Below are 23,637 nucleotides of genomic sequence, written 5' to 3' on the forward strand. Positions count from 1 at the left end.
GCGGTGGTCATTGGTTCACGTTTGTGGTTCTTTTTTCAAGCGCCGTTCCAATGTCAATTGTGTCGACGCCCAAGACATCATTCCACCACATCAACAGGTTTTGCACGTAGCCCTCTTCAAGAAATTTGACCTGCCCTGATCTTTTTCGCAAAAAAACAACGGCAGAGTTATCTGGATAGCATTGATGCCTACAAGCATTCTTCTCGCTATCCTACATGGCGTCAATGTCGGGCAGATGACATGCCATTTTCGGGTCTGCTCAGGCGGTGACCGGGGCGCTTGCACGCAAGTCTTCCAGCGCCTGCAGGCAGTAGTACTGGAACCATAGTCCAGTGAACAAAAAGATCAGGATATACAGCCAGGCCGACAGGATCGCCAGGACCGGGAACAGGGCCACCGCCAGCACCGCGCCACCCATCCAGGCAATCCCCGGCAGCGCGCCGAGCACGCCCGAGACCATGCCGATCGCCAGCAGCGGCCAGCGCCGCGCCTGCATCAGGGTCTTGCGCTCGGCGGCGCTGGCGTGGGCGGCGAGCGCGTCGTAGCTCATCACGCGCGCGGAGACCCAGCCCCACAGCGCCGCCTGCACCACCACCGCCAGCGGCGGGATCGCATACAGCGGCACCGTGCACAGCCAGAGCAGCGCAAAGACGATGACGCTCGTCAGGTTCATCCAGATGCTGCCGGCAAAGCTGCCGCCCTCCTTCCGCTCGAGCTTGGGGAAGGTCCGGCGGCCGACATGGCGTTCAATGGCCGGCATCGCGAACACCCCCATGAACAGCAGGGCAGAGGCGATCATCAGCGGAAGCAGCAGCAGGATCGCCATCAAGGGCACCACGACCACCTTCAGCATGCCCAGGCCGAGCGTGGACAGCAGGCTGCCGCTTGCCTGGAACCAGCCGTACTCGGCGAACAAGCCCTGCAGCCAGTCGAAGAACGCCGGCCCGAAGGCCCACAGCAGGCCGCCCCAGAGCAGCAGCGACAGCAACAGCGGCGCCAGCGACAGCATCATCATGCGCGGCGAGAAGCCCGCGCGCAGGGCGCGGGCCCAGGCGGTGGCGATGCCGTTCATGTGCGGCTCCAGGGTGTGGTCAGGAAAGATACGGGCATGGTCGCGCGGCTCCCGATGTCAAAAGGTCATTGTAGACGCGATGGGACAATATGGGACGGAACGGGCAACGGATGGCAGTTTCGCAGGGCATGCACTACAATCGCCGTTCACCAGATTATCGAGGGAACAACATGTCCACTACCACCACTGCATCGGGCCTGCAATACGAAGACACCGTCGTCGGCGAAGGCGCAGAAGCCAAAGCCGGTGCCTACGTCACCGTCCACTACACCGGCTGGCTGCGCAACGACGACGGCACCGCCGGCGCCAAGTTCGATTCGAGCAAAGACCGTAACGATCCGTTCCAGTTCCCGCTGGGCGCCGGCCACGTTATCAAAGGCTGGGACGAAGGCGTGCAGGGCATGAAAGTCGGCGGCCAGCGCCGCCTGACCATCCCCGCCAGCATCGGCTACGGCGCACGCGGCGCCGGCGGCGTGATTCCGCCGAACGCCACGCTGATCTTCGACGTCGAGCTGCTGGGCGTCTAAAGTAATACCCCGCCCTGCCGCTCCCGCGGCAGGGCCTGCATCGAGCATCCCCTCTAAAATACCGTCCAAAAGCACGGTTTCTCCCGCCCCCTGCGCTAAGATGGCGCGCCGCATTGCCTTCGAAGCAATGCCCCCATTCAGCAACCAGACCACAGGAGTATTTCCATGAGCTTGCAGGACCAGTTCACCCAGGCCCAGGCCGATTCGAAGAACCTGCCGGAACGCCCGGACAACATGACCTTGCTGAAGATCTACGCGCTGTTCAAGCAGGCGTCGAGCGGCGACGCGACCGGCGAGCGTCCAGGCTTCACCGATATGGTCGGCCGCGCCAAGTTCGACGCGTGGGACGGCCTGAAAGGCACCTCGAAAGAGGAAGCGATGCAGCAGTACGTCGATCTGATCGAAGAGCTGAAGGGCTGATCGGCCCGGCTTGTCGTCGGGGGCCGCGTGCCCCCGGTCATCGCGACGGCATCACGCCGCCGCAAAAATCCTGCGCATCTTGTCCGTCACCTTCGCCTCGATCGCCGGGCGAAACGCACTCATCAGCATTCCCAGCCTGATTTGCAGCGCCGCGCGCTGCGCGCCCAGGGTCAGCGCCCCTTCGACGCCGCTGCGTTCGAAACGCAACACATCACCTTCCCAGCGCCACTGCATGCCGAATTCGGCGGCCACCTTGTCGGCCACTTGCTGCGCCGCGGCGCGTGCCCGCTCCGGGCTCAGGTTGTGTTCCTGGACGATCTGGATGTCGGCCATGTGCTTCCTTTCTCTACAAAATGCGTAAAACAATCCGCCATCATGCCAGTTGCATCGGCGTGATGCCAGTCCACAGTGCAATTGATGGGGGTCAAAACCTGATCCGCCGGGGGCGCGAGTATCTGCTGAGCCAAGTCAATCACGACCACGCGAGGATTGCGCCATGGAACAAAGAGCCCTGCTACCCGACGACATCGCCAGCTTCGAACTCCCCACCCCGAGCGCGCCCTACCGCCAGCACCGCAAGGCGTCCCAGCTGCTCGACCAGCCTGGCGCCCCGCGCGCTGCCGGCGCGCCACCTGAGTCAAGCGTACCGCTGCCCTATGCCTTCGGCGCGCGCGTGCTGATGTGGAAACAGGATCCGTCGGTACTCGAGATGGGCACGAGGAAAGCCTATCTGCCGGGCGTGGTGCTGGCCGGCCCGAGAGATGCCCGGATTGCCTCCGGCGACCCCGGCATCAGCCCGGTCGAACCGAATGCCTTCGGCGACTTCGTCACCATGCCCGACACGCCCCAGTTCGATGCCGTCCACACCTTTGCCGTGGTGCGCCAGACCCTGACCATGTACCAGCGCTCCCTGTCCTCCGCCGGCGCCGAGATGCCGCTGCCCTGGCAATGGAACAGCAGCATCGACACGGCGCCGCTGCAAATCTTCCCCTACGGCTTGCCGAACGTGATGAACGCCTTCTACAGCCGAACCCAGAACTGCCTGAAGTTCGGCGATTTCGTGCCCCCGGGGGAAAAGGAGCGCGTGTTCACCTGCCGTTCCTTCGACATCGTCGCCCACGAAACCGGCCACGCCGTGCTCGATGGCCTCAAGCCGCATTGGCTCGAGGCCGATAATCCGCCCCAGACCGGGGGACTGCACGAATCCTTCGGCGACCTCACCGCGATCTTCCTGGCCCTGTCCCAGCTCGACCAGTGCGAGGCCGTGGTGGCCCAGACCAAGGCCCGCTTGCACGACAAGACTTTTCTGGCCGACATCGCCGAGCAGTTCGGCCTGGCGCTCGGCGGCACCACGGGCCTGAGGAATGCCGACAACGACCTGACCCTGTCCCAGGCCGGGACGCAAGTGCACGCGATCTCCCAGGTCTTTACGGGCGCCGTCTACGACATCCTGGCCGACCTGTTCGCCCTCGAGCGCAACCCGGCCTTCGAGGACGACGCCGCCGTGCTGCACCGGGTCGCCGCCTGGCTGCGCGGACTCGTATTGCGCGCCCTGGTGGCCGCACCCGACATCGCGGCCACCTATGCCGATGTCGTCAACGAAATGTTGCGCCTGGCCATAGAGGACGGCAAGCCGGCCGCCTATGCCGATGCGATCCGCCACCAGTTCACGCTCCGCGAAGTGGTCGGGGAGCCGGAAGTCACGCAAGACATGCCTGTTCCCACCGAACCCGCCAGCGCGACAACGTCCGCCACCTGCACCTTCCAACGCCTGAGCGCCGTCGTCTGCGACGCTCCCGGCGCCCAGCAGGACCGGCGCGCCTGCTGCGGCACCATGAACCTGGCCGAGTACTACAACATCGAACGCGTGCTGGACGCCGAGTCCGAGGCGCTGGCGCGCTGGTGCGCCGAGCACGGCCGCAACGGCCCGGCCGGCGAAGCGCTGCCGGTCGAGCCGCTGCCGGAACCCGGCGACCAGACCCGGGCCGCCCCGGTCCCGGTTGCGCCATGAAGATCCGCGCGAAACTGGCGGGCGGCTTCGCCGGCCTCGAGCGCTGCGTCGAGCTCGACACGGCCTGCCGGCCGGACGGGCCCGTGCTCGAAACCCTGGTGCACGGCGCCGACTTCTTCGGCGCCACCCCGCCCCAGCCGGTCGGGGCCGACCTGCCGCGCTGGGAAATCACGGTCGAGGATGGCGAGCGCTGCCGCTCGGTGCTGCTGATCGACGAGGGTTCTGCCGATGCGGCCGGGTGGCCGGCCTTGCTGGCGCATTTGCGCAGGCTCGGTTAAGCAGGCAGGATGCGGGCGTTACCCCGGGCGGTGCCCGGGCTCCCCGGGTCAAATCGCGCGTCACCCGATGCATTTGCATATGTATATTGTGTCTAAGCCTGATTTGTGGGAAAACTCGAATTGCCCTAAAATACAGTGCTTTGCCATGTTGGCGGCCCCAATTTGCGCCCTGACGCCGCGGCACCCCACCATAGATAGGACTGTTATGACCCACGTTGTCACCGAATCGTGCATCCGCTGTCGCTATACCGACTGCGTCGATGTATGCCCGGTCGATTGTTTCCGGGAAGGCCCGAATTTCCTCGCGATTGACCCTGACGAGTGCATCGACTGCGCAGTATGCGTGGCCGAGTGCCCGGTGAATGCGATCTATGCCGAGGAAGACGTGCCGGGCGACCAGCAGCAATTCATCAAGATCAACGCCGACCTGTCGCGCGCCTGGCCTTCGATCACGAAGACCAAACCGGCCCTGGCCGACGCCGACGAGTGGAAAGACGTCAAGGACAAGCTGGACCAGCTGGCCCGCTAAGCGCGCCTGATTGTCCGCCTGCCGACGCCGGTTTTACCCGGCGCCTGCAGGCAAGTTCCATCCATGGCACACTAGCGGCCATCGCAGCATCGGGCACGCATCGACGGCATGCCATTAGCGCCCCTCTTTTCAAAAATCAACAGGATTTGCACATGACCATCAGTGCCACCCACGATGCGGGCAGCATCGCCCCTAACACTTCGTTCGCCGGCGCCATCGATGCCGACGCGGTCATCATCGGTGCGGGCCCGGTCGGCCTGTTCCAGGTCTTCGAACTCGGCCTGCTCGAGATCAAGGCCCACGTCATCGATTCGCTCGCTGCCGTCGGCGGCCAGTGCGTCGAGCTGTATCCGGACAAGCCGATCTACGACATCCCTGCCGTGCCTGTGTGCACCGGCCAGGAACTGACCGACAACCTGCTCAAGCAGATCGAGCCGTTCGAGCCGACTTTCCACCTGGGCCAGGAAGTGACGACCGTGCAGCGCCGCGAAGACGGCCGCTTCAATGTCGAAACCTCGGCCGGTACCCGCTTCATCACCAAGACCATCTTCATCGCGGCCGGCGTCGGTTCGTTCCAGGCGCGCACGATCAAGGTCGACGGCATCGACAAGTTCGAAGGCAGCCAGCTGCACTACCGCGTCAAGGATCCTTCCCAGTTCGAAGGCAAGAACCTGGTCATCTGCGGCGGCGGCGATTCCGCGCTGGACTGGGCGCTGAACTTCGTCGGCAAGGCCGAGTCGGTCGTGCTGCTGCACCGCCGTGAAGACTTCCGCGCGGCCCCGGCATCGGTGGCCAAGATGAAGGCGCTGTGCGACGAATACGAGATGCAGCTGATCATCGGCCAGGTCACCGGCTTCGACGAAACCGACGGCAAGCTGACCGAAGTAAAGGTCACCGGCGCCGACGGCGTCACCCGCCGCGTGCCGCTGGACATGCTGCTGGTCTTCTTCGGCCTGTCGCCGAAGCTGGGCCCGATCGCCGAATGGGGCCTCGACATCGAGCGCCGCCAGCTGAAAGTGGTCGACACCGAAAAGTTCGAAACCAATGTGCCGGGCATCTTCGCCGTGGGCGACATCAACACCTATCCGGGCAAGAAGAAGCTGATCCTGTCGGGCTTCCACGAAGCGGCCCTGGCTGCCTTCGGCGCGGCGCCGTATATCTTCCCGGACAAGAAGATCCACATGCAGTACACGACGACCTCGCCGAAGCTGCACAAGATCCTCGGCGTCGAAACGCCTGTGTTCGATTGATCTTCGTACAAACGCACGATCGTTCAGTTACATGAAAACCACAATGCCCCGGTCCTCCGGGGCATTTGTTTTTATGTGTGCCGTATCACCGACGGCCTATCAAAATCGGGTGTATAACCCCCTTAAGCGTGCCCCACATGCAGCCTGCAAGGGAAATGGTTATTTCCACGCGTCAATCAACTTATCCTATAATTGGCTGATGAATTTTCGCGCAAGGGACGGCCAGCCCATACGGCAGCCATGCCAGGCGCAAGGGCCTGGGCAACGCGCCCCGGCGACACGCACCACATGAAGGAATTATTTATGCTTTATCAACTGCACGAGATGCAACGCTCCTTCCTGACCCCGCTGATGCAATGGGCGGATGCGTCCTCGAAGCTGTTCTCCAATCCTGTTTCCCCCTTTGCCCACACTCCGTTCTCCCAGCGTATCGCCGCCGGCTACGAACTGATGTACCGTTTGGGCAAGGATTACGAAAAGCCGGCCTTCGGCATCGACACCGTCACCATCAAGGGTGAAACGGTGAACATCGTCGAGGAAGCGGCTGTCACCAAGCCGTTCTGCAAGCTGCTGCATTTCAAGAAAGACTTGCCGGACGCGGCCTATGCCGCGCTGGCGCAGCCGACCGTGCTGCTGGTCGCACCGCTGTCGGGCCACCACTCGACGCTGCTGCGCGACACCGTGCGCGCCCTGCTGCCGGATCACGACGTCTTCATCACCGACTGGATCGACGCGCGCATGGTGCCGTTATCAAGCGGTCCCTTCCACCTGGACGACTACATTTATTACGTGCAGGACTTCATCCGCGCCCTCGGCCCGGACGTGCACGTGATTTCCGTCTGCCAGCCGACCGTGCCGGTGCTGGCCGCGATCTCGCTGATGGCCTCGGCCAACGATCCGAAGCTGCCGAAGACGATGACGATGATGGGCGGCCCGATCGACCCGCGCAAGTCGCCGACCGCCGTCAACGACCTCGCCACCGAGAAGCCGTTCTCGTGGTTCGAGAACACCGTGATCTACGCGGTGCCGGGCAATTACCCGGGCTATGGCCGCAAGGTGTACCCGGGCTTCCTGCAGCACGCCGGCTTCATCGCCATGAACCCGGGCCGCCATGCACAGTCGCACCGCGAGTTCTACCAGCACCTGGTGCGCGGTGACGACGAGTCGGCCGAGAGCCACCGCCAGTTCTACGACGAGTACAACGCCGTGCTCGACATGCCGGCCGAATACTACCTCGACACGATCAAGACCGTGTTCCAGGAATTCCGCCTGCCGAAGGGCACCTGGGAAGTCGGCGGCAAGCTGGTGCGTCCGCAGGACATCAAGACGGTCGCCCTGTTCACCATCGAAGGCGAACTCGACGACATCTCGGGCGCCGGCCAGACCCAGGCCGCGCACGAACTGTGCAGCAACCTGCCGGAGACCATGAAGCGCGACTTCGTGGCGCCGAAAGCCGGCCACTACGGCATCTTCTCGGGCCGCCGCTGGCGCGAGACGATCTGTCCGAAGATCGGCGAATTCATCCGCGAATTCGGCTGATCCGCTGACACCGCCCATGAAAAATGCCACGACTTTGTCGTGGCATTTTTTTTACTGCCGCCGCTACCGGCCGCCGTCTTCAGACCAGGTCGCCACGCCGGTCGTCGCCACGCGCGAAATCGGGATCGGCTTCGTCGTCGTGCCCGTCGCGGCGGTCGCCATGGCGGCGATCGTCGACCACACCCTCATGCGGGGGCTGGCCTGCTTCCTCCGGCGACGTGCCCCGGTGCGCGATCATGCCGGTCGGGTCGGGTTCAAGCAAGGGGGCGATAATCCATTCGTTCATGTGTTCTCCTGTTGGCATTGCCGCGTCATGCGGCCCATGGCCCATTAAGCCATTGCGTGAGGATCACATCTGTTCGATATGCCACTTACCGGCCCCCTTTTCGCACAGCTCAGTTGCCGAGCAGGACACTGGCGATGATGCCGGTCGCCACGGCGGCCAGCACGTAGTCGCCGCCCACCTGCACCCAGTGGTAGCCGCGCGGCGGCGCGCTCAGGCGATGCGAACGCCAGTTGTCGACCACGTACTGGCGGTTGTGATAGTGCGAGGGCAGGCGCCCGCCGCGGTAGAGGTCGTGGCGCGGACCGGCGCCGCGCGCTTCACGGCGTGCCTCGCGGCGGTCGTCCCGGTAGTCGCGGCGCGCCTCGCGCTGGGCATCGCGGTAGTCGCGGCGTTCCTCGCGCCGGTCGTTGCGCATCTCATGCCGATCATCGCGGCGCTCCTGGGCGCGGCTATCGTAGCCATCGCGGTAGCCCCGGTCCTGCGCCATCGCCGGCAGGCTGCCGGCCAGCATGACGGCGATCATCGCCCGTGCAATCATCTTGTTCTTCATGGATTTCTCCTGTTGTGGGAGCCGGGCTGGTGACCGGCGGTGTTCCCAGTAGGCCACAGGGGATGCTTCCACTCTGTACGCTTCCCCACGCAAGCGATGAGCTCGCTACCAGGCTTCGCACGCCCCCGCCTTTTGTCGGATAATGACGGCTTTACATTGTCAGCCGCGCCGTGACCAAGACCCTTGCCGACCTGATCGAAGACCAGCTGCCGCAGACGCAATGCACGAAATGCGGCTATCCGGCATGCCGGCCCTATGCCGAAGCGATTGCCGCGGGCGAAGCCGAGATCAACCAGTGTCCGCCCGGCGGCCTCGAGGGCGTGCGCCGGCTCGCGGCCGTCACCGGGCGCCGGGTCATCCCGATCAACCCCGCCAACGGCGTCGAGCGCCCGCGCCCGGTCGCCTTTATCGACGAAGCCTTGTGCATCGGCTGCACGCTGTGCATCCAGGCCTGCCCGGTCGACGCGATCCTGGGCGCCGCCAAGCAGATGCACACGATTTTGCCGAGCCTGTGCACCGGCTGCGACCTGTGCGTGGCGCCCTGCCCGGTCGACTGCATCAGCATGGTGCCGGTCACGGGTGACGCCACCGGCTGGGCCGCCTGGTCGCAGGAAGCGGCGGACGCCGCGCGGGCGCGCCACGATTTCCGCACCCAGCGCCTGACCCGCGAGCGCGAGGAAAACGATGCGCGCCTGGCGGCCAAAGCCGTCGAGAAGATGCGCGAAGTTACCGCCGAGGCAACGAACACGCCTGAAGAACTGGCCGAGAAGGAGCGCAAACGCGCGATCATCGCCGCGGCCATGGAGCGTGCGCGCCTGCGCGCGGCCGGCAACGCTTCCGAACAAAAAGACTGACGCATGAATCCAGCCAAACGCTTCGAGATTTTTTCGCGCTTTCGCGCCGCCAATCCGCATCCGACCACCGAACTGGAATACACGACGCCGTTCGAACTGCTGATCGCCGTGCTGCTGTCGGCGCAGTCGACCGACGTCGGCGTGAACAAGGCCACGCGCCGCCTGTGGCCGGTGGCGAACACACCGCAAAAAATCCTCGATCTCGGTCTCGACGAGCTGAAAACCTATATCTCGACCATCGGCCTGTACAACACCAAGGCCAGGAACGTGATCGCGACCTGCCAGATCCTGGTGGACCAGTACGGCGGCGAAGTGCCGCGCGCGCGCGAAGCGCTGGAAGCCCTGCCGGGCGTGGGTCGCAAGACGGCGAACGTGGTCCTGAACACGGCTTTCGGCGAGCCGACGATGGCGGTCGACACCCATATCTTCCGCGTCTCGAACCGCACGAAAATCGCACCGGGCAAGAACGTCGACCAGGTCGAGATGAAACTGCTGAAATTCGTGCCGAAGGAATTCCTGCAGGACGCGCACCACTGGCTGATCCTGCACGGGCGCTATACCTGTGTCGCGCGCCGGCCGAAGTGCTGGAACTGCATCATCAACGATCTATGCGAATTCCGCGACAAGACGCCGGCGCCGGATGGCCTGGTTGCGCCGGATGCTGTGCCGCCAGTTGCGCTGCCCGCTGCCTGACGCAGGCGCAAAAAAACCCGCGCAGCTTGCACCGGCGCGGGCTGTCAAGGCAAAAACGCTGGCTTAAAACTCTTCCCAGTCACCGCCGCCGGCCGCAGCGCGCTGTGGTGCCGGGCGCTTGACGCCTGCGGCTGCCAGGGCACGCGGGGCCGGACGGATGGCAGGCGCAGGCTTGACGAACTGTACCGCCGGTGCATCGTTAGCGGCCGCTGCCACGCTGCTGTCGCCGTCGAGCTTGAACACGCTCACGACTTCATTGAGGGTCATCGTCTGTTCGCGCAGGGCCTGGGCCGCTGCCGCCGCTTCCTCGACCAGGGCGGCGTTCTGCTGGGTTGCCGTGTCCATCTCGGTCACGGCCATGTTCACCTGCTCGATACCGGCGCCCTGCTCCGACGTGGCCGCGCTGATTTCGCTCATCATGTCCATCACGCGCTTGACGCTGGCGACGATGTCGGTCATGGAGGCGCCCGCCTCGCTCACCAGCGCACTTCCGGCTTCGACACGTTCGACCGAGGCCCCGATCAGGCCCTTGATTTCCCTGGCCGCTACCGCCGAGCGCTGGGCCAGATTGCGCACCTCCGATGCGACCACGGCAAACCCGCGGCCCTGTTCGCCGGCACGCGCTGCCTCGACGGCCGCATTGAGTGCCAGGATATTGGTCTGAAAGGCGATGCCGTCGATCACGCCGATGATGTCGACGATCTGCTTTGACGATTCGCTGATCGCCGCCATCGTGCCGACCGCACGCTCGACCACGTCGCCGCCCTTGACGGCGACGTCGCAGGCGCTGATCGCCAGCTGCTTGGCCTGGCGCGCATTGTCGGCGTTCTGCTTCACGGTCGAGGCCAGCTCTTCCATCGAGGATGCGGTTTCCTCGAGCGCACCGGCCTGCTGTTCGGTGCGCGAGGACAGGTCGAGGTTGCCCTGGGCGATTTCATTGGACGCCACCGAGATCGTCTCGGCGCCGCTGCGCACCTGAGTGACGATCTGCTTCAGGCTCTCGTTCATGTGCTTCAGCGCGGCCAGCAGCTGGCCGGTCTCATCGTTCGAGGTGACCTCGATGCGGGCACGCAGGTCGCCGCCGGCCACCGTTTCGGCCACTTTGACTGCGAAGTCCAGCGGACGCACGATCGACCGCGACACGACGATGCCGGCGGCGATCGCCGCGGCCGAGCCGAGCACCATCGCAATCAGACTGAGGAAGGTGGCGCGCTTGCTGCTCGCATCGGCGGCCGCCACGCTTTCCTCGGTATGGGCGACGATCTGTTCGCGTGCCTTGACCAGCAATTCGGAGGGCCCACGGTCCTTGCCCTTGACGGCGGCGTCGCCTGCGGCCGCATCGAAACCGGCAGCAGTGAACTGCTCGAAGCCCGCACGGTAGTCGCGGCCCATCTGTTCGTGAGCACGGTTGAACTGTTCGACCAGATCGCGCTCCTTGCCGGCAGGCAGAGATGCCATCAGCTTCGCCGCCTCTTTCGCGACCTCGCGCTCGCCGTCCTGGAACGCTTTCCAGTACTTCGTGCGCTGGGCTTCATCCTTGCCGCGCAGGAGCGTGTTCTTCCACTCCTGGATCTGGGTCTTGAAGGTGGACAGCAGCGTTTCGACGCCTTGTGCCTGGCTGTAGCTGGTGACGGCGCCGCCGTAGGTGGTGATCGAGCGGTTCAGTTCGGACAGACCGAATAAGCCTGCGCAGGCCACCACGAGGGCGACTGCGGCAAAGCAGAGAGGAAGTTTACGGCTCAGTTTCATCGTGAATCCAGGAGTAAAGGCGCAATGGGCGCCAGTGCAACGCGGCCTATGCCGCATCGTGCACGCGAGCCAGGCGGCGCGTCAGTCCGGGCCAGTCTACTGGACGAGTATCCTTACGGCAATAAAAATGGAAATTTGACGAACTGCCCGCACAACTTTGTCACTACGTCACAACATCGTTAGGGGCATGTCATTATTGTTGAAATAATGCTACCAGCGGTCGTAATGCGCCACCACGCCGCGCCAGAAGGCATCGGCTTCCTTGCCCAGGGACGTTTGCCCGGCCTTGGCGGTCGCGTTGGCCGCCGTCTGCACCATCACCAGTTTCAGTTCCGGATCGATGAAGATCATCTGGCCGTACACGCCCAGCATGGCGAACCGCCTCTTCTCGCCCGGGAAGGTCCAGAACTGGTAACCGTAGCCGTAATACGGCGTCGCTACCTGGGGATGGAAGGCGTCAGGCGCACGGCGCCAGTCGGTGGCCTCGAGCAGGTAGTCGCGCGGGATGACCTGCCGGTGCTGGGGATCGTCGGGACGGGCGCCGTCGTTGGCCAAAACAATGCCCAGGCGCCCGTAGTCGCGCAGCGTGGCGTTGAAATTTCCGGCGGCGCGTTCAAGGCCGGTCCGATCGGCGCGCCACAGCGCCGGCGTCTCGGCGCCGATCGCCTGCCACAGGCGGGTGCCGAGATAGTCGCTCAGATTGCTCCCGGTTGCACCGCGCAGGACGGCCGCCATGATTTCCGTTTCGGCGCTGGCGTAGGAAAAACGGCTGCCCTGCGGCGCGTCGCGTTCGGTGATCACCCCGGCCGCTTCCTCGACCCCGCCCTGGATGACGGCGCGGGCAAAGCGCTCGAGGTCGTCCTTGCCGTCGTAGCGCTCCTCGAAGTGTGCGCCCGAGGACATGCGCAGCAGATTGCGGATCGTCGTTTCGCCGTACAGGGTGCCGGCCAGCTTCGGCGCATATTTGTCGGCGCGGTCGTCGAGCGAGGCGATCTTGCCTTCCTGCCGGGCGATGCCGATTGCCAGCGAGACGAGCGACTTGGCCATCGAATTCGACACAAAGCGCTGCTGCGGCGTGCGCTCGTACTGGTAGCGCTCGACCTGTACCACGCCGTCCTTGATGATCAGCAGGCCCATGATGCGCTGGCGCGCCAGGTAGTCGTCGACGCCCAGTTTTTTGCGCCCGTCGAGCGTCCAGCGGATCGGCGGCTCCCCCTCGCGCCGGCGCAAGGGCATCGGCGCGCTGCTCGCCGGCAGGACGTTGGCCTTGCCGCCAAAAATACCCGGAATCTCGCCTTGCGCCGTAAACGAACCGACGCGCACCGATTCGTCATAGAACCAGTTTTTTGCGGTGCCGACCGGGTAGCCTTGCGCCTTCCCCAGCTTGTCTTCATCCGGGGCGGCAAGGGCGCAGGCCGCACATGCAGCCCACAGCAGGGAGAATACGAACGGTGTTGCGCGCGACATATCGGGATTCCTTCATTCGGGTTGAACAAGGGTGCCGGCGTGCTGCGACGAAGATGGGACCGGCTGTAAAACCGGCCCGTCTTGTCACGTTATTATTGTTGAGGCAATACGGCCATCGTTCCATTCCGAGCGATGAGTCACTGTGCGTTACTGATTTCCGCTTACCGAAATTCAATGCATATATGTAATTTCAGCAACTTTCTCAGCTAAAATGGTCCATCTGCCAGCGCGACGCCCGCTCACGCGGCAAGGTCTGAACGGGTATATGGAGCCATCCGCACGACTGCATTCCTTCGACAACCTGCGCGCCATCCTGATGTGGCTGGGGATCGTCCTGCACGTCGCGATCAACCACACTACCGGGCCCTCGGCCCTGCCCTGGCGCGATACCCAGACCACGCCGCTGGCCGACCTGGTGCTGCTGTTCATCCATGCGTTCCGCATGCCCGCCTTCTTCATCCTGGCCGGGTATTTCGTGGCGCTGCTGGTGGCGCGGCAGGGCTACCAGGGCATGCTGAGACACAGGCTGCGCCGGCTGGCGCTGCCCTTTGCGGTCTTCTGGCCGATCCTCATCGTCTGCACGACGCTGCTCATGCTGGTCTACGTCCACCTGATGGCATATGGCACGCCAGGTATCGAGGTAGCGCTGCTCGCGAAGAAGTCGAAGATGGGTTCCCCGTTCAATACGATGCACATGTGGTTCATCTATTACCTGATCTGGTTCTGCGTGCTGACCGCCGTGCTCGCGCCGGCAGCGGCGCGGCTGCCCCGCGGGCTCAGGGCAAGGATCGACGCCTTGTTCCGCACCTTGGCCGCCAACTGGTGGGGGCCGCTGCTGCTGGCGATTCCACTGGCGCTGATCGGCTCGTTCTACCGGGCCGGCGTGCTGGCGCCGAACGGGTCCTTCATTCCGAATCTGAGCGAACTGGTGCATAACGGGCTGTTCTTCGTCTTCGGCCTCTACCTGCATCGCCACCAGGATTTCCTGTTTCCGCTGTTGACGGCCAGGGGCTGGCGCAATGCGGCCGCAGGCTGTGTCAGCTTCGTGCTGGTGCTCGGCGCCCTTAAATCTTTCGTCGCCAACCCGCATGGCCTGGCGCATATCGAACTGGTCGTCGCCTTCCTCTACAACCTGACGAGCTGGCTCTGGAGCCTGGCCCTGATCGGGCTGTTCCTGCGCTACCTGCCGACCCAGAACCGGGTATTGCGCTACGTGTCCGACAGCTCGTACTGGGTATTCCTGGTACACATGCTGGGAACGGTCGGCTTCGGCGCGCTGCTGTTCAACCAGCCGTTCGGGCCGCTGACCAAAATGGCACTGAACATTCTGGCGACGACGGCGGCTTGCCTGGTTACCTATCAGGTGCTGGTGCGGTACACCTTCATCGGCGTGCTGCTGAACGGGCGGCGCCAGCCGAAGGCGGTACAAACAGGCGTGCCGGCGGCGGTCGAACCGAAATGAAGGGCTGACCTGTGGAGTCGGCCAGCCCGGCGCCTACGGAGAAGTGACCAGCGTCGTTGCGCCCGTGGCAAACGAGGCGCGCTGGATGCGCCCTTCCACGACCTCGTAGATGCACAGCATCTCGACCGTACCCAGCCCTTCCGGGAAATTGCGGGTGACGAGTTCGAGATCGGTGACGAAGTTGCCGAGCACGGTGCGGCCGAGCAGCCGCGCGTGCAGGTCGGGTTCGGCAAAGCGCGCGACATAGCGCGGCCGGATGACCTCATGGCCTTGCGCCAGCAGCGGGCCATGCAGCACGAACTGCTGGGCATCGGGCGCATAGGTGCGCATCAGGGCGTCGACGTCTTTCGCGTTGTAGGCGTCGAGCTGGGCCTGCACCACGGCGGCAGGATCAAGAGTCGTCATGTGGGCTTTCAGAGGAGGACGAGGTTGTCGCGGTGGACCAGTTCCGGTCCTTCGATATAGCCGAGGATGGCTTCAATTTCGTTTGAGGAATGGCGCATGATGCGGCGCACTTCGCTGCTGGTGTAGCTCGTGAGGCCGCGTGCGATCGGGCGTCCGGCCTCGTCGACGCAGGTGATCACCTGCCCGCGCCCGAATTCGCCCTTGACCGCGATGACGCCGATCGGCAGCAGGGATTTTCCCTCCTGGGTCAGCTTCTGCACGGCGCCGGCATCGAGCACGACCTCGCCGGCCGTATGCAGGTGGTCGACCATCCACTGGCGCCGCGCGGTCAGGCGCGTGGTGGCGGCATTGAGTTCTGTGCCGATCGCCTCGCCATGGGCCAGGCGCGTGAGGACATCGGGCTCGCGGCCCCAGGCGATGACCGTGTGGGCGCCCGAGCGCGCGGCGCGGCGTGCGGCCAGCACCTTGGTCAGCATGCCGCCGCTGCCGATATTGCTGCCGGCACCGCCGGCCATGGCTTCCAGGCTGGCGTCGCCGGCCTGGGCGCGTTCGATCAGGCAGGCTCCCGGGTCCTTGCGCGGGTCGGCCGAATACAGGCCGCGCTGGTCGGTGAGGATGACGAGCGCATCGGCTTCGATCAGGTTCGCCACCAGGGCGCCGAGGGTGTCGTTGTCGCCGAACTTGATCTCGTCGGTGACGACGGTATCGTTCTCGTTGATGATCGGGACCACGCCCAGGCGCAGCAGTGTCGTCAGCGTGGCGCGCGCGTTCAGGTAGCGTTCGCGGTCAGCCAGGTCGGCGTGCGTGAGCAGGACTTGCGCGGTCTTGACGCCGTGCGCCTTGAAGCTGGTTTCGTAGATTTGGGCCAGGCCCATCTGGCCGACGGCGGCGCAGGCCTGCAGCTCGTGGATGTCGTGCGGGCGGCTGCCAAAACCGAGGCGCAGCATGCCTTCGGCAATTGCGCCGGAGCTGACCAGCACGACTTCCTTGCCGAGGGCGCGCAGTGCGGCGATCTGGGTGGCCCAACGGGCGATCGCCGTGTGGTCGAGGCCGCGGCCTTCGTTGGTGACGAGCGAGGAGCCGACCTTGACGATGATGCGGCCGGCTTGCTGGATGACGGACTTGTGTGCGGACGTAGTTGCAGCGTTCATGGCGAGAGTCTCAGGATGTCAATCCGTCCTTCCGCGGGCGCAAGGCCAGCAGGGCCAGGCCCGCCAGCAACTCGATCCCGCTTACGACGAACAGGGACCCATTCGGCAGGCCGATCGCGAATGCCGCGACCAGGCGCCCGGCCGGCTGGGCCAGCAGGAATAATGCGACGAGATCGCCGAGGATGGGCTGGTCGCCCCGCCTTGCCGCCAGCACAGCCAGCCCCGCGGTGGCGAGGCGGACTCCGACATAGATGGCGTAGAACTGGCTGTAGCCGTTCACGCCAACGAGAAACAGGCCCATTGCGGTGGCGACCCGGTCCGGGTCGAGCATCGCAACGAGCGCCGCCAGCGAGCTGGCGGTGGCGACCAGCGACAACAGCTGGCCACGCGCCCAGGCAGGCGACAGCGGAAGACGCTTAGTCTTCAAGGATTTTAAAACGAGGATCGTCCGGATCGATCGAGACGATGCCGCGCGCCTCTTCGGTCATCTGCATCGTTTCATCGACGCGCACATCCTGGGCGCGCTTCTCTTCCAGGTGCAGGTAGATCGCATTGATCAGTTCCTGGCAGCCTTCGCGGTTCAGGGCCGAGATCTCGAAGACAGGACCCTTCCAGGCCATCTTCTTGATGAAGTCCTTGACGCGCTTCTTGCGCTCTTCTTCCGGCACCACGTCGAGCTTGTTGAGCACGAGCCAGCGCGGCTTGTTGAGCAGGTCCTCGTCGTACTTCTCGAGTTCCTTGATCAGCGCTTTCGCTTCCTTCACCGGATCAATGGTGTCCTCGAAGGGCGCCAGGTCGACGATGTGGAGCAGCAGGCCGGTACGCGCCAGGTGACGCAGGAACTGGTGGCCGAGGCCCGCGCCTTCGGCCGCGCCTTCGATCAGGCCGGGGATATCGGCGATCACGAAACTCTTCTCGTGCGATACGCGCACCACACCGAGGTTCGGGTGCAGGGTCGTGAACGGGTAGTCGGCGATCTTCGGCTTGGCGTTCGAGACGGCCGTAATGAAGGTCGACTTGCCGGCGTTCGGCATGCCCAGCAGGCCCACGTCGGCCAGCACCTTCAGTTCCAGGCGCAGTTCGCGGCGTTCGCCTTCCTTGCCCTCGGTCTTCTGGCGCGGTGCGCGGTTGGTCGAGGTTTTAAAATGGATGTTGCCCCAGCCGCCCTCGCCGCCCTTGGCGAGCAGTTCGGTCTGGCCGTGTTCGGTCAGGTCGGCGATGATTTCGCCGTTGACGTTATCGATGATCAGGGTACCGACCGGCATGCGCAGGTAGACATCGTCCGCGCCCTTGCCGTAGCAATCCGAACCGCGTCCCGGCTCGCCGTGGCGGCCATGGTGGGTCTTCGAATAGCGAAAGTCGACCAGCGTGTTGATGTTACGGTCCGCAACCGCCCAGATCGAGCCGCCCTTGCCGCCGTCGCCGCCGTCGGGACCGCCGAAGGGGCGGAACTTCTCGCGCAGGAACGAGGCGCAACCGTTGCCGCCGTCGCCCGCAATGACTTCAATTCTTGCTTCGTCGATAAACTTCATTTTGACCGCCAAAAAACTAAAAAGGCCCTACCGTGGGCAGAGCCTTTCGATGGAAGGCTTGCGCCTTACAAGGATGCGCCGCTCCGGGCGGCGCTTTACGTCACTTACGCTGCGACTGCTTCAGCAGCTGGTGCAGCAACGACGGTCACGTACTGCTTCGAACCGACGCCTTGCTTGACGAACTTCACAGTGCCGTCGACCAGCGCGAACAGGGTGTGATCCTTGCCCAGGCCAACGTTGGTGCCTGGACGCACTGGGGTGCCGCGTTGACGGATGATGATGCCGCCGGCGTTGATCGCCTGGCCGCCGTACACCTTCACGCCGAGGCGCTTGCTTTCTGAGTCGCGGCCGTTACGGGTAGTGCCGCCGCCTTTTTTGTGTGCCATTTAAGTACTCCTTGATGACTTTGAAGAGAGGGGCAATTAGCCGTTGATCGAAACCACTTGGATTTCGGTGAAGTTCTGGCGGTGGCCCTGACGCTTCTGGTAGTGCTTACGACGGCGCATTTTGAAAATGCGGACCTTGTCGTGGCGACCATGGGAAACGACCTTCACCAGAACCGTAGCACCTTCAACCAGGGGAGCACCAAATTTGATGCTCTCGCCCGCGCCAACGGCGAGGACCTGATCGATCGTGAGTTCGGAACCAATGTCTGCCGGTATCTGTTCTACTTTAAGTTTTTCGCCAGCGACAACTTTATACTGCTTGCCACCGGTTTTTATGACCGCGTACATGATTGAAAACCTCATCAATTGTTTAATAAAAATCCCTGCGGCGGCGACGGGTTATTGGCCGCGCTGCGCTTCTCTGGTGCCGGGGAACAGGGAATTATACACGGTTCGATCTCTGGCGTCAAAAGCCGAGACAGAGTCAGCAATGCAGTCGGGCTGCCGTGGCATCGCGGCAACGCCTGTGCAGCAACCAGGGAAACGCGGTGCACGCCTCGCGCTGGTCGAAATGGCACGGCTCATGCTTGCATGTCGTATAATCGCCGCACTCTCGCACATCAACCGCATTTCAACTGTCACAGCAGGTTCGCCTTGTCCGCCGCTACCCCTCACGCACAGAACAACATCACCCAATCGATCGCCGCCGACATGGATGCGGTCAACACGGTGATCCGCCAGCGCCTGCATTCGGAAGTCAGCCTGGTCAACCAGATCGCCGAATACATCATCAGCGCCGGCGGCAAGCGCATCCGCCCCGTGCTGGTACTGCTGCTGGCCAATGCCTACGGATACAAGGGTGGCGCGCACCACGAACTGGCGGCGGTCGTCGAGTTCATCCATACCGCTACCCTGCTGCACGACGACGTCGTCGACGAGTCCTCGATGCGGCGCGGGCGCCAGACGGCGAATGCATTATTTGGAAATGCCGCCTCGGTGCTGGTCGGCGACTTCCTGTATTCGCGCTCCTTCCAGATGATGGTCAGCCTGGAAAACATGCGCGTCATGCAGATCCTGTCGGACGCGACCAACGTGATCGCGGAAGGCGAAGTGCTGCAGCTGCTGAACATGCACGACCCGGACGTCAGCCACGAGAGCTACCTGAAGGTGATCCGTTCCAAGACCGCCAAGCTGTTCGAAGCGGCGGCGGAACTGGGCGCCCTGGTGGCCGGCGCCAGCAGCGCGCAAGTGGCCGCGGCCGGCGAATACGGGCGCTCGCTGGGCACGGCGTTCCAGCTGATCGACGATGTGCTCGATTACGCCGGCGACGCCGCCGAGATCGGCAAGAACGTCGGCGACGACCTGCGCGAGGGCAAGCCTACCCTGCCCCTGATCTACCTGATGGAACACGGCAGCCCGGAACAACGCGAACTGGTGCGTACCTGCATCGAGCAAGGCGACGAGCAGCATTTCGACGCCGTGCTGTCCGCCGTCACCTCCAGCGGCGCCCTCGATTACACGCGCCGCGAAGCCGAAACGGCCGCCCGCCGCGCGGCCGAATCGATCGCCGACCTGCCGGAAAGCATCTATAAAGAGAGCCTGCTGCAACTGTGCCGTTTCGCTGTTGACAGGAACCATTGAGGAAATTTATATTAATGCTTCCTGAGGCATGTTTTCAGCGCCTCGAATTAGTCGGGGTGTAGCTTAGCCCGGTAGAGCGCTACGTTCGGGACGTAGAGGCCGGAGGTTCGAATCCTCTCACCCCGACCAGGAATTCTCGTACTAAAAAGCCCACGCATCCAGGTCGTGGGCTTTTTGCATTTTGCCTGCTGCCGCCTGCTCAATCCCCGTCGTCGGTCGAGACCTCCATCCGCACTTCTCCCATGTGGATCAGCTCGCCTTTCGGGCTGCGCTCGCCATCGACACGGACGAACGACACCGAGATCATGCCGAGTTCCCGTTCCAGGGCTCCCGCCAGGCGCCGCCTGATCGGATAGCGCAACTGAACCTGGGCGCCGCCATGGTGCATGGCCGCGTTGATCTTGAACGATCCGAGTGTCCCGATATGGATGCTCCTGAACCGGCCGGCCTTCCCTTTCGCTGACGGAATGTTCAGGTAGAGCTGGTAGAAATAGCCGCCCAGCCTGGCCGCTTCGCCGAGCTCGACATTGTCCAGGACGAGCTCAACCGAGCGGAACTGCTCTGCGCGGCCGGGGAAGGATGCAGCGGCGCCAAGAGCCATTCTTGCCAGCGCGCGCGTGTGTTCCGAGCCTGCCGGCAACTGCACACTGACCGATCGTTCGTCGAGGCCGACGGCCAATGCGCCGGCGATCGAGAAGGTCCGCCTTCCCGTTTGGCGCGGTCCGGACAGCCGACAGCATCCATGCCGACTGCAGGGCCACGAGTATTCCCAGGGGGAGCACGAAGATCAGGCCGGGGAGCGCCGCTTGCGCGAGCTGGACCGAATGCGCCGGCAAGCCGCTCTTTCCCAGCCCCAGCATGGTGCGCAGGCCCAGCCACGCGAGCAGCGCCAGCCCGCTCCCCAACAGGAGTGCCAGTCCAAACAGTTCCGCACGAAAATGCGGCACCTGGTCCTTGTCGTGCTCGCGGAGCCGCACGGCGAGCGGGACGAGCACCGCGGTCAGCACGCTGCACCAGATTCCGATGGGCCAGGAAAGCAGGTTATACAGAAACTGGTACGCGTCGACCTCTGCCGACAAGCCATAACGGTAGGCCACCACCATTTCCTTTGCTGCGCTCATGAGCTTGCCAAGCAAAGTGAACAGGGCGACCGTCAACATGCCCTTGAAAATCGCAAAATGTTGTGGGTCGGCCGCCTTGAACCGCGTACCCAGGGTATTGAGCAAATTCACTTGAACCTCTCGCCGGACATCGTTCCCGTCACGTCATCGTCCATACGGTCCGGGACTTACCCAGCAGCGGTTTTTTTTGCGCCAAGGATGCCGGCGTCGAGGGCGGAATACTTCGTCGAGAGCGTTCTGCTCGCCTCGCCCCTCAGAGGTGTTATCCGGTTTGCCCGTTCGACGTACCAGGGAATGGCCGCCTCGAGCCCGTCATAGATGCGGTGCTGCGGAGCATAGCCGAGCTCGCGCATGGCCTTGCTCACGTCCGCTTGCGAATGTTTTACGTCGCCCTTGCGAAACGCGGCGTAGGCCGGATTCCCGGCGACCTTGATGCCGTTCGCATTCAGGATTTCCTTCAGATAGCCGAACAGCTGGTTCAAGGTGGTGGCATCGCTTACCGCCACGTTATAGATTTCGCTGTTTCCGCTGCCGGGAACGGTCGCGGCCAGCAAATTCGCCTGGACGGCGTTGTCGACATAACAGAAATCCCTGCTCGTGCTGCCGTCGCCGTTGATGATGACCTGCCCGCCCGTCATCATCGTGGCTATCCACTTCGGAATGACGGCGGCGTAAGCACCGTTCGGATCCTGGCGCTTGCCGAAGACGTTGAAGTAGCGTAAGCCGATTGCCCTGAACCCGTAGCAGCGCGAAAACACGTCAGCGTACAGTTCGTTGACATATTTGGTAACGGCATAGGGCGACAAGGGCCTGCCGATACACTCTTCCACCTTGGGCAGTCCCGGATGATCTCCATAGGTCGAGCTGGACGCCGCGTACACGAAGGACTTTACGTGGGCGTCTCTTGCCGCCACCAGCACATTCAGGAACCCGTTGATATTCGAATCATTCGTGGTCAGCGGATCCTCGATCGACCGGGGGACCGAACCCAGGGCGGCCTGATGAAGGACGCTATCGACACCGATGACTGCTTCCTTGCAGGCGTCCCGGTCGCGTATATCGCCATGGATAAAGCTGAAACGCCGCCACTGTTCTTCGCTGACCAGGCCGCGCACGTCATCCAGGTTGCGCTGATGACCGGTGGACAGATTATCCAGTCCGACCACTGTCTGGTTCAGCTTCAGCAGCGTTTCAAGCAAATTGGAGCCGATGAAGCCGGCACAACCTGTCACCAACCACTTTCCAGGTTTATTGCGAATGGCGGATTGAATCCGTTCAAAATTCGTCATGACTCGATTCCTATCATCTCTACTGAACAAGCCAACAATATGCTGGTCGAAAATGCGCTTCGGTCAGATTGCCCTGCCCTTGGGCTGCGGCCGCAATCCGAGGATCACCGCGAGGCTCCGGCAATGGCCCCAATGGCCGCGCACCAATCTCATGTAGACCGCCACGTAGATCAGCATTTGAATGATTACCAGTGCCACGGCCGCAGGGATGGTGTTACCAATCAGCACGGTCGTGAGGGTGGCGATGGAGACCCACGCTGCCACGAAACAGGCGACGCCCGCATTCCTGCTCCATGGATATTTCCTGAACTTGAATTTGTGGCAGGCCACCCGCCGATAGAAAAGGGAGTGAAGATGTAGCCGATCCGGGGCGCCCACCACGGTGTCATGCAGTATCTTTCGGCGATACATGCTGAACAGCACTTCGATGACGGGATAAGCGTAGATCGAGAGGATTTGCCACGCGTTGATTGTGGGATTGCGCACGATCGTCAACACGGCCACTTCCGCAGCCCAGAATCCCATGAAATAGGCGCCTCCGTCTCCCATGAACAAGCGCCCGGTCGGGTAGTTCAGCATCAGGAAGCCGATCGTCGCGCCGATACCAGCCAAGGCCAGCTGTGTTACCAGCGTATCGCCCGCCTGCCACGACAGATACCCCGCTCCCGCCAGGACAATCACGACGGTCGCACCGGCGACGCCATGAAAGCCATCCACGATGTTGATCGAATTCGTGACGCCTACTACGGCAAACGCGGTAATGGCCACGGACAGCGGCAGCCAATTCAGGGCACCGTCCAGCGCCCAGATATCGAGGCGCGGCAGACGCGCTCCCAGCAGCCATGCCGCCAGGATTGCGCTCGCAAATATCGAACAAAAGCGCGTCCGCACAGAAACTTTTTTGGTCAGGTCCTCGATTATTCCCGCCAAGAAGGCCGGCGTGGCCGCCAGCAGGAGTTTTAATATGGTCGTCTTGGTTTCGAGCTGGAGCGAGAGTGGGTAGTAATCGAAATGCCCCAAGATCGGAACAGCCAGGACGCCGGACAACAAGGCAATGCCACCAGTGCGCGAAACCATGTTTTTATGCACTTTTTGGATACCATGCAGGTCCAGGTCGAAAGAATAACGGCCATGCCAGCGCACAGTCACAATATTGATGGAACACACCACCAAGCTCACAAGCAAAGCTAAAGCGATCGTTTCAATCAGAGCGGAAGTAAATATTTTAGATAATGCAAGTTCATACCCGCGATAAATCAATTCCTCGACTGCCATGGCAAGCTCCATTCTGACGTTGCTAATTCTTGGCATTCACGCGCACGAAACATCTCTTTTATCCCTGGCCGGTTATCTCCTTGCAGGCCGTGGGAACATTAACTCGGCGCAAATGTTTTCAAACCGTCTAGACAGTTCTCACTCTAGCAA

General features: G+C 63.1%; 26 protein-coding genes, 1 tRNA gene and 1 pseudogene. 12 read left to right on the top strand and 16 right to left on the bottom strand.

Annotated features, from left to right (window positions below):
* Positions 1–259: 259 nt before the first annotated feature.
* Positions 260–1,072, bottom strand: a complete 813-nt coding sequence (locus LPB04_RS00475) for an EI24 domain-containing protein (protein ID WP_193686873.1) — start codon at positions 1,070–1,072, stop codon at positions 260–262.
* A 170-nt stretch (positions 1,073–1,242) separates the two neighbouring features.
* On the opposite strand from LPB04_RS00475, the gene LPB04_RS00480 reads away from it, so the two are divergent.
* Both LPB04_RS00480 and LPB04_RS00485 read left to right on the top strand, forming a co-directional pair.
* On the top strand, positions 1,243–1,599 hold the full coding sequence (locus LPB04_RS00480; protein WP_193686874.1) for an FKBP-type peptidyl-prolyl cis-trans isomerase: 357 nt from the start codon (positions 1,243–1,245) through the stop codon (positions 1,597–1,599).
* A 165-nt stretch (positions 1,600–1,764) separates the two neighbouring features.
* Positions 1,765–2,019 carry an acyl-CoA-binding protein gene (locus tag LPB04_RS00485; RefSeq protein ID WP_193686875.1) on the top strand — a complete coding sequence of 85 codons (255 nt, stop codon included), beginning with the start codon at positions 1,765–1,767 and terminating at the stop codon, positions 2,017–2,019.
* A gap of 51 nt (positions 2,020–2,070) precedes the next feature.
* On the opposite strand, the gene LPB04_RS00490 is transcribed toward LPB04_RS00485, so the two are convergent.
* A complete protein-coding gene (locus LPB04_RS00490; RefSeq protein ID WP_193686876.1) occupies positions 2,071–2,352 on the bottom strand; it encodes a polyhydroxyalkanoic acid system family protein in 282 nt (93 codons plus the stop codon).
* Positions 2,353–2,515: 163 nt separating this feature from the next.
* Between LPB04_RS00490 and LPB04_RS00495 the strand changes: the two genes are divergently transcribed.
* The 5 genes from LPB04_RS00495 (at position 2,516) to LPB04_RS00515 (ending at position 7,626) form a co-directional block, all read left to right on the top strand.
* Positions 2,516–4,030, top strand: a complete 1,515-nt coding sequence (locus tag LPB04_RS00495; RefSeq protein ID WP_227496565.1) for a gluzincin family metallopeptidase — start codon at positions 2,516–2,518, stop codon at positions 4,028–4,030.
* Positions 4,027–4,308, top strand: coding sequence for a protealysin inhibitor emfourin (locus LPB04_RS00500; RefSeq protein WP_193686877.1), 282 nt, complete (start codon positions 4,027–4,029; stop codon positions 4,306–4,308). Before LPB04_RS00495 ends, LPB04_RS00500 begins: the two co-directional genes overlap by 4 nt.
* A gap of 205 nt (positions 4,309–4,513) precedes the next feature.
* Positions 4,514–4,837, top strand: a complete 324-nt coding sequence (gene fdxA / locus LPB04_RS00505) for a ferredoxin FdxA (RefSeq protein ID WP_193686878.1) — start codon at positions 4,514–4,516, stop codon at positions 4,835–4,837.
* A gap of 152 nt (positions 4,838–4,989) precedes the next feature.
* Positions 4,990–6,087, top strand: a complete 1,098-nt coding sequence (locus LPB04_RS00510) for an NAD(P)/FAD-dependent oxidoreductase (RefSeq protein WP_227496566.1) — start codon at positions 4,990–4,992, stop codon at positions 6,085–6,087.
* Positions 6,088–6,390: 303 nt separating this feature from the next.
* Positions 6,391–7,626 carry a polyhydroxyalkanoate depolymerase gene (locus LPB04_RS00515; protein WP_193686879.1) on the top strand — a complete coding sequence of 412 codons (1,236 nt, stop codon included), beginning with the start codon at positions 6,391–6,393 and terminating at the stop codon, positions 7,624–7,626.
* A 79-nt stretch (positions 7,627–7,705) separates the two neighbouring features.
* Here LPB04_RS00515 and LPB04_RS00520 read toward each other — a convergent pair whose 3' ends face one another.
* Both LPB04_RS00520 and LPB04_RS00525 read right to left on the bottom strand, forming a co-directional pair.
* A complete protein-coding gene (locus tag LPB04_RS00520; RefSeq protein ID WP_193686880.1) occupies positions 7,706–7,912 on the bottom strand; it encodes a hypothetical protein in 207 nt (68 codons plus the stop codon).
* Between the two features lie 109 nt (positions 7,913–8,021).
* Positions 8,022–8,462, bottom strand: coding sequence for an RcnB family protein (locus tag LPB04_RS00525; RefSeq protein ID WP_193686881.1), 441 nt, complete (start codon positions 8,460–8,462; stop codon positions 8,022–8,024).
* A 170-nt stretch (positions 8,463–8,632) separates the two neighbouring features.
* Between LPB04_RS00525 and rsxB the strand changes: the two genes are divergently transcribed.
* Both rsxB and nth read left to right on the top strand, forming a co-directional pair.
* Positions 8,633–9,316: an electron transport complex subunit RsxB gene (gene rsxB / locus LPB04_RS00530; protein ID WP_193686882.1), complete on the top strand. Its 684-nt coding sequence runs from the start codon at positions 8,633–8,635 to the stop codon at positions 9,314–9,316.
* A 3-nt stretch (positions 9,317–9,319) separates the two neighbouring features.
* Complete coding sequence (gene nth, locus LPB04_RS00535; RefSeq protein ID WP_193686883.1) at positions 9,320–10,009, top strand: endonuclease III; 690 nt, start codon at positions 9,320–9,322, stop codon at positions 10,007–10,009.
* 63 nt (positions 10,010–10,072) lie between these two features.
* Here nth and LPB04_RS00540 read toward each other — a convergent pair whose 3' ends face one another.
* Both LPB04_RS00540 and LPB04_RS00545 read right to left on the bottom strand, forming a co-directional pair.
* Positions 10,073–11,758 carry a methyl-accepting chemotaxis protein gene (locus LPB04_RS00540; protein ID WP_193686884.1) on the bottom strand — a complete coding sequence of 562 codons (1,686 nt, stop codon included), beginning with the start codon at positions 11,756–11,758 and terminating at the stop codon, positions 10,073–10,075.
* Positions 11,759–11,968: 210 nt separating this feature from the next.
* A complete protein-coding gene (locus LPB04_RS00545) occupies positions 11,969–13,225 on the bottom strand; it encodes a serine hydrolase domain-containing protein (protein WP_193686885.1) in 1,257 nt (418 codons plus the stop codon).
* Between the two features lie 265 nt (positions 13,226–13,490).
* Here LPB04_RS00545 and LPB04_RS00550 point away from each other — a divergent pair, with 265 nt between their 5' ends.
* Positions 13,491–14,687, top strand: coding sequence for an acyltransferase family protein (locus tag LPB04_RS00550; RefSeq protein WP_193686886.1), 1,197 nt, complete (start codon positions 13,491–13,493; stop codon positions 14,685–14,687).
* A 33-nt stretch (positions 14,688–14,720) separates the two neighbouring features.
* On the opposite strand, the gene LPB04_RS00555 is transcribed toward LPB04_RS00550, so the two are convergent.
* From LPB04_RS00555 to rplU, 6 genes are all read right to left on the bottom strand, one after another.
* Positions 14,721–15,092, bottom strand: coding sequence for a nuclear transport factor 2 family protein (locus tag LPB04_RS00555; RefSeq protein WP_193686887.1), 372 nt, complete (start codon positions 15,090–15,092; stop codon positions 14,721–14,723).
* Positions 15,093–15,100: 8 nt separating this feature from the next.
* Positions 15,101–16,243, bottom strand: a complete 1,143-nt coding sequence (gene proB / locus LPB04_RS00560) for a glutamate 5-kinase (RefSeq protein WP_193686888.1) — start codon at positions 16,241–16,243, stop codon at positions 15,101–15,103.
* Positions 16,244–16,253: 10 nt separating this feature from the next.
* On the bottom strand, positions 16,254–16,670 hold the full coding sequence (locus tag LPB04_RS00565) for a hypothetical protein (protein ID WP_227496567.1): 417 nt from the start codon (positions 16,668–16,670) through the stop codon (positions 16,254–16,256).
* Positions 16,660–17,775: a GTPase ObgE gene (obgE, locus tag LPB04_RS00570; protein WP_193686889.1), complete on the bottom strand. Its 1,116-nt coding sequence runs from the start codon at positions 17,773–17,775 to the stop codon at positions 16,660–16,662. Before obgE ends, LPB04_RS00565 begins: the two co-directional genes overlap by 11 nt.
* A 104-nt stretch (positions 17,776–17,879) precedes the next feature.
* Entirely contained in the window at positions 17,880–18,161 is a 282-nt protein-coding gene (rpmA, locus tag LPB04_RS00575; RefSeq protein WP_193686890.1) for a 50S ribosomal protein L27, read from the bottom strand.
* A 36-nt stretch (positions 18,162–18,197) separates the two neighbouring features.
* Positions 18,198–18,509: a 50S ribosomal protein L21 gene (rplU, locus tag LPB04_RS00580; RefSeq protein WP_082493710.1), complete on the bottom strand. Its 312-nt coding sequence runs from the start codon at positions 18,507–18,509 to the stop codon at positions 18,198–18,200.
* 306 nt (positions 18,510–18,815) lie between these two features.
* Here rplU and ispB point away from each other — a divergent pair, with 306 nt between their 5' ends.
* Positions 18,816–19,802 carry an octaprenyl diphosphate synthase gene (ispB, locus tag LPB04_RS00585; RefSeq protein ID WP_227496568.1) on the top strand — a complete coding sequence of 329 codons (987 nt, stop codon included), beginning with the start codon at positions 18,816–18,818 and terminating at the stop codon, positions 19,800–19,802.
* A gap of 52 nt (positions 19,803–19,854) precedes the next feature.
* Positions 19,855–19,931: transfer RNA gene (locus LPB04_RS00590), tRNA-Pro, on the top strand.
* Positions 19,932–20,001: 70 nt separating this feature from the next.
* Here the strand turns inward: LPB04_RS00590 and LPB04_RS00595 are convergent.
* The 4 genes and pseudogenes from LPB04_RS00595 to LPB04_RS00610 all read right to left on the bottom strand — a co-directional run bounded on the left by LPB04_RS00595 (position 20,002) and on the right by LPB04_RS00610 (position 23,487).
* Positions 20,002–20,403, bottom strand: a complete 402-nt coding sequence (locus LPB04_RS00595) for a hypothetical protein (protein WP_193686892.1) — start codon at positions 20,401–20,403, stop codon at positions 20,002–20,004.
* Positions 20,345–21,034, bottom strand: coding sequence for a hypothetical protein (locus LPB04_RS00600; RefSeq protein ID WP_193686893.1), 690 nt, complete (start codon positions 21,032–21,034; stop codon positions 20,345–20,347). The genes LPB04_RS00595 and LPB04_RS00600 overlap by 59 nt, the downstream gene beginning before the upstream one ends.
* A gap of 167 nt (positions 21,035–21,201) precedes the next feature.
* A pseudogene (locus tag LPB04_RS00605) lies at positions 21,202–22,212 on the bottom strand (SDR family oxidoreductase); the annotation flags it as partial.
* A gap of 63 nt (positions 22,213–22,275) precedes the next feature.
* Complete coding sequence (locus LPB04_RS00610; protein ID WP_193686895.1) at positions 22,276–23,487, bottom strand: MraY family glycosyltransferase; 1,212 nt, start codon at positions 23,485–23,487, stop codon at positions 22,276–22,278.
* Positions 23,488–23,637 lie beyond the last annotated feature (150 nt).

Source organism: Massilia litorea (assembly GCF_015101885.1).
Classification (GTDB): domain Bacteria; phylum Pseudomonadota; class Gammaproteobacteria; order Burkholderiales; family Burkholderiaceae_D; genus Telluria; species Telluria litorea.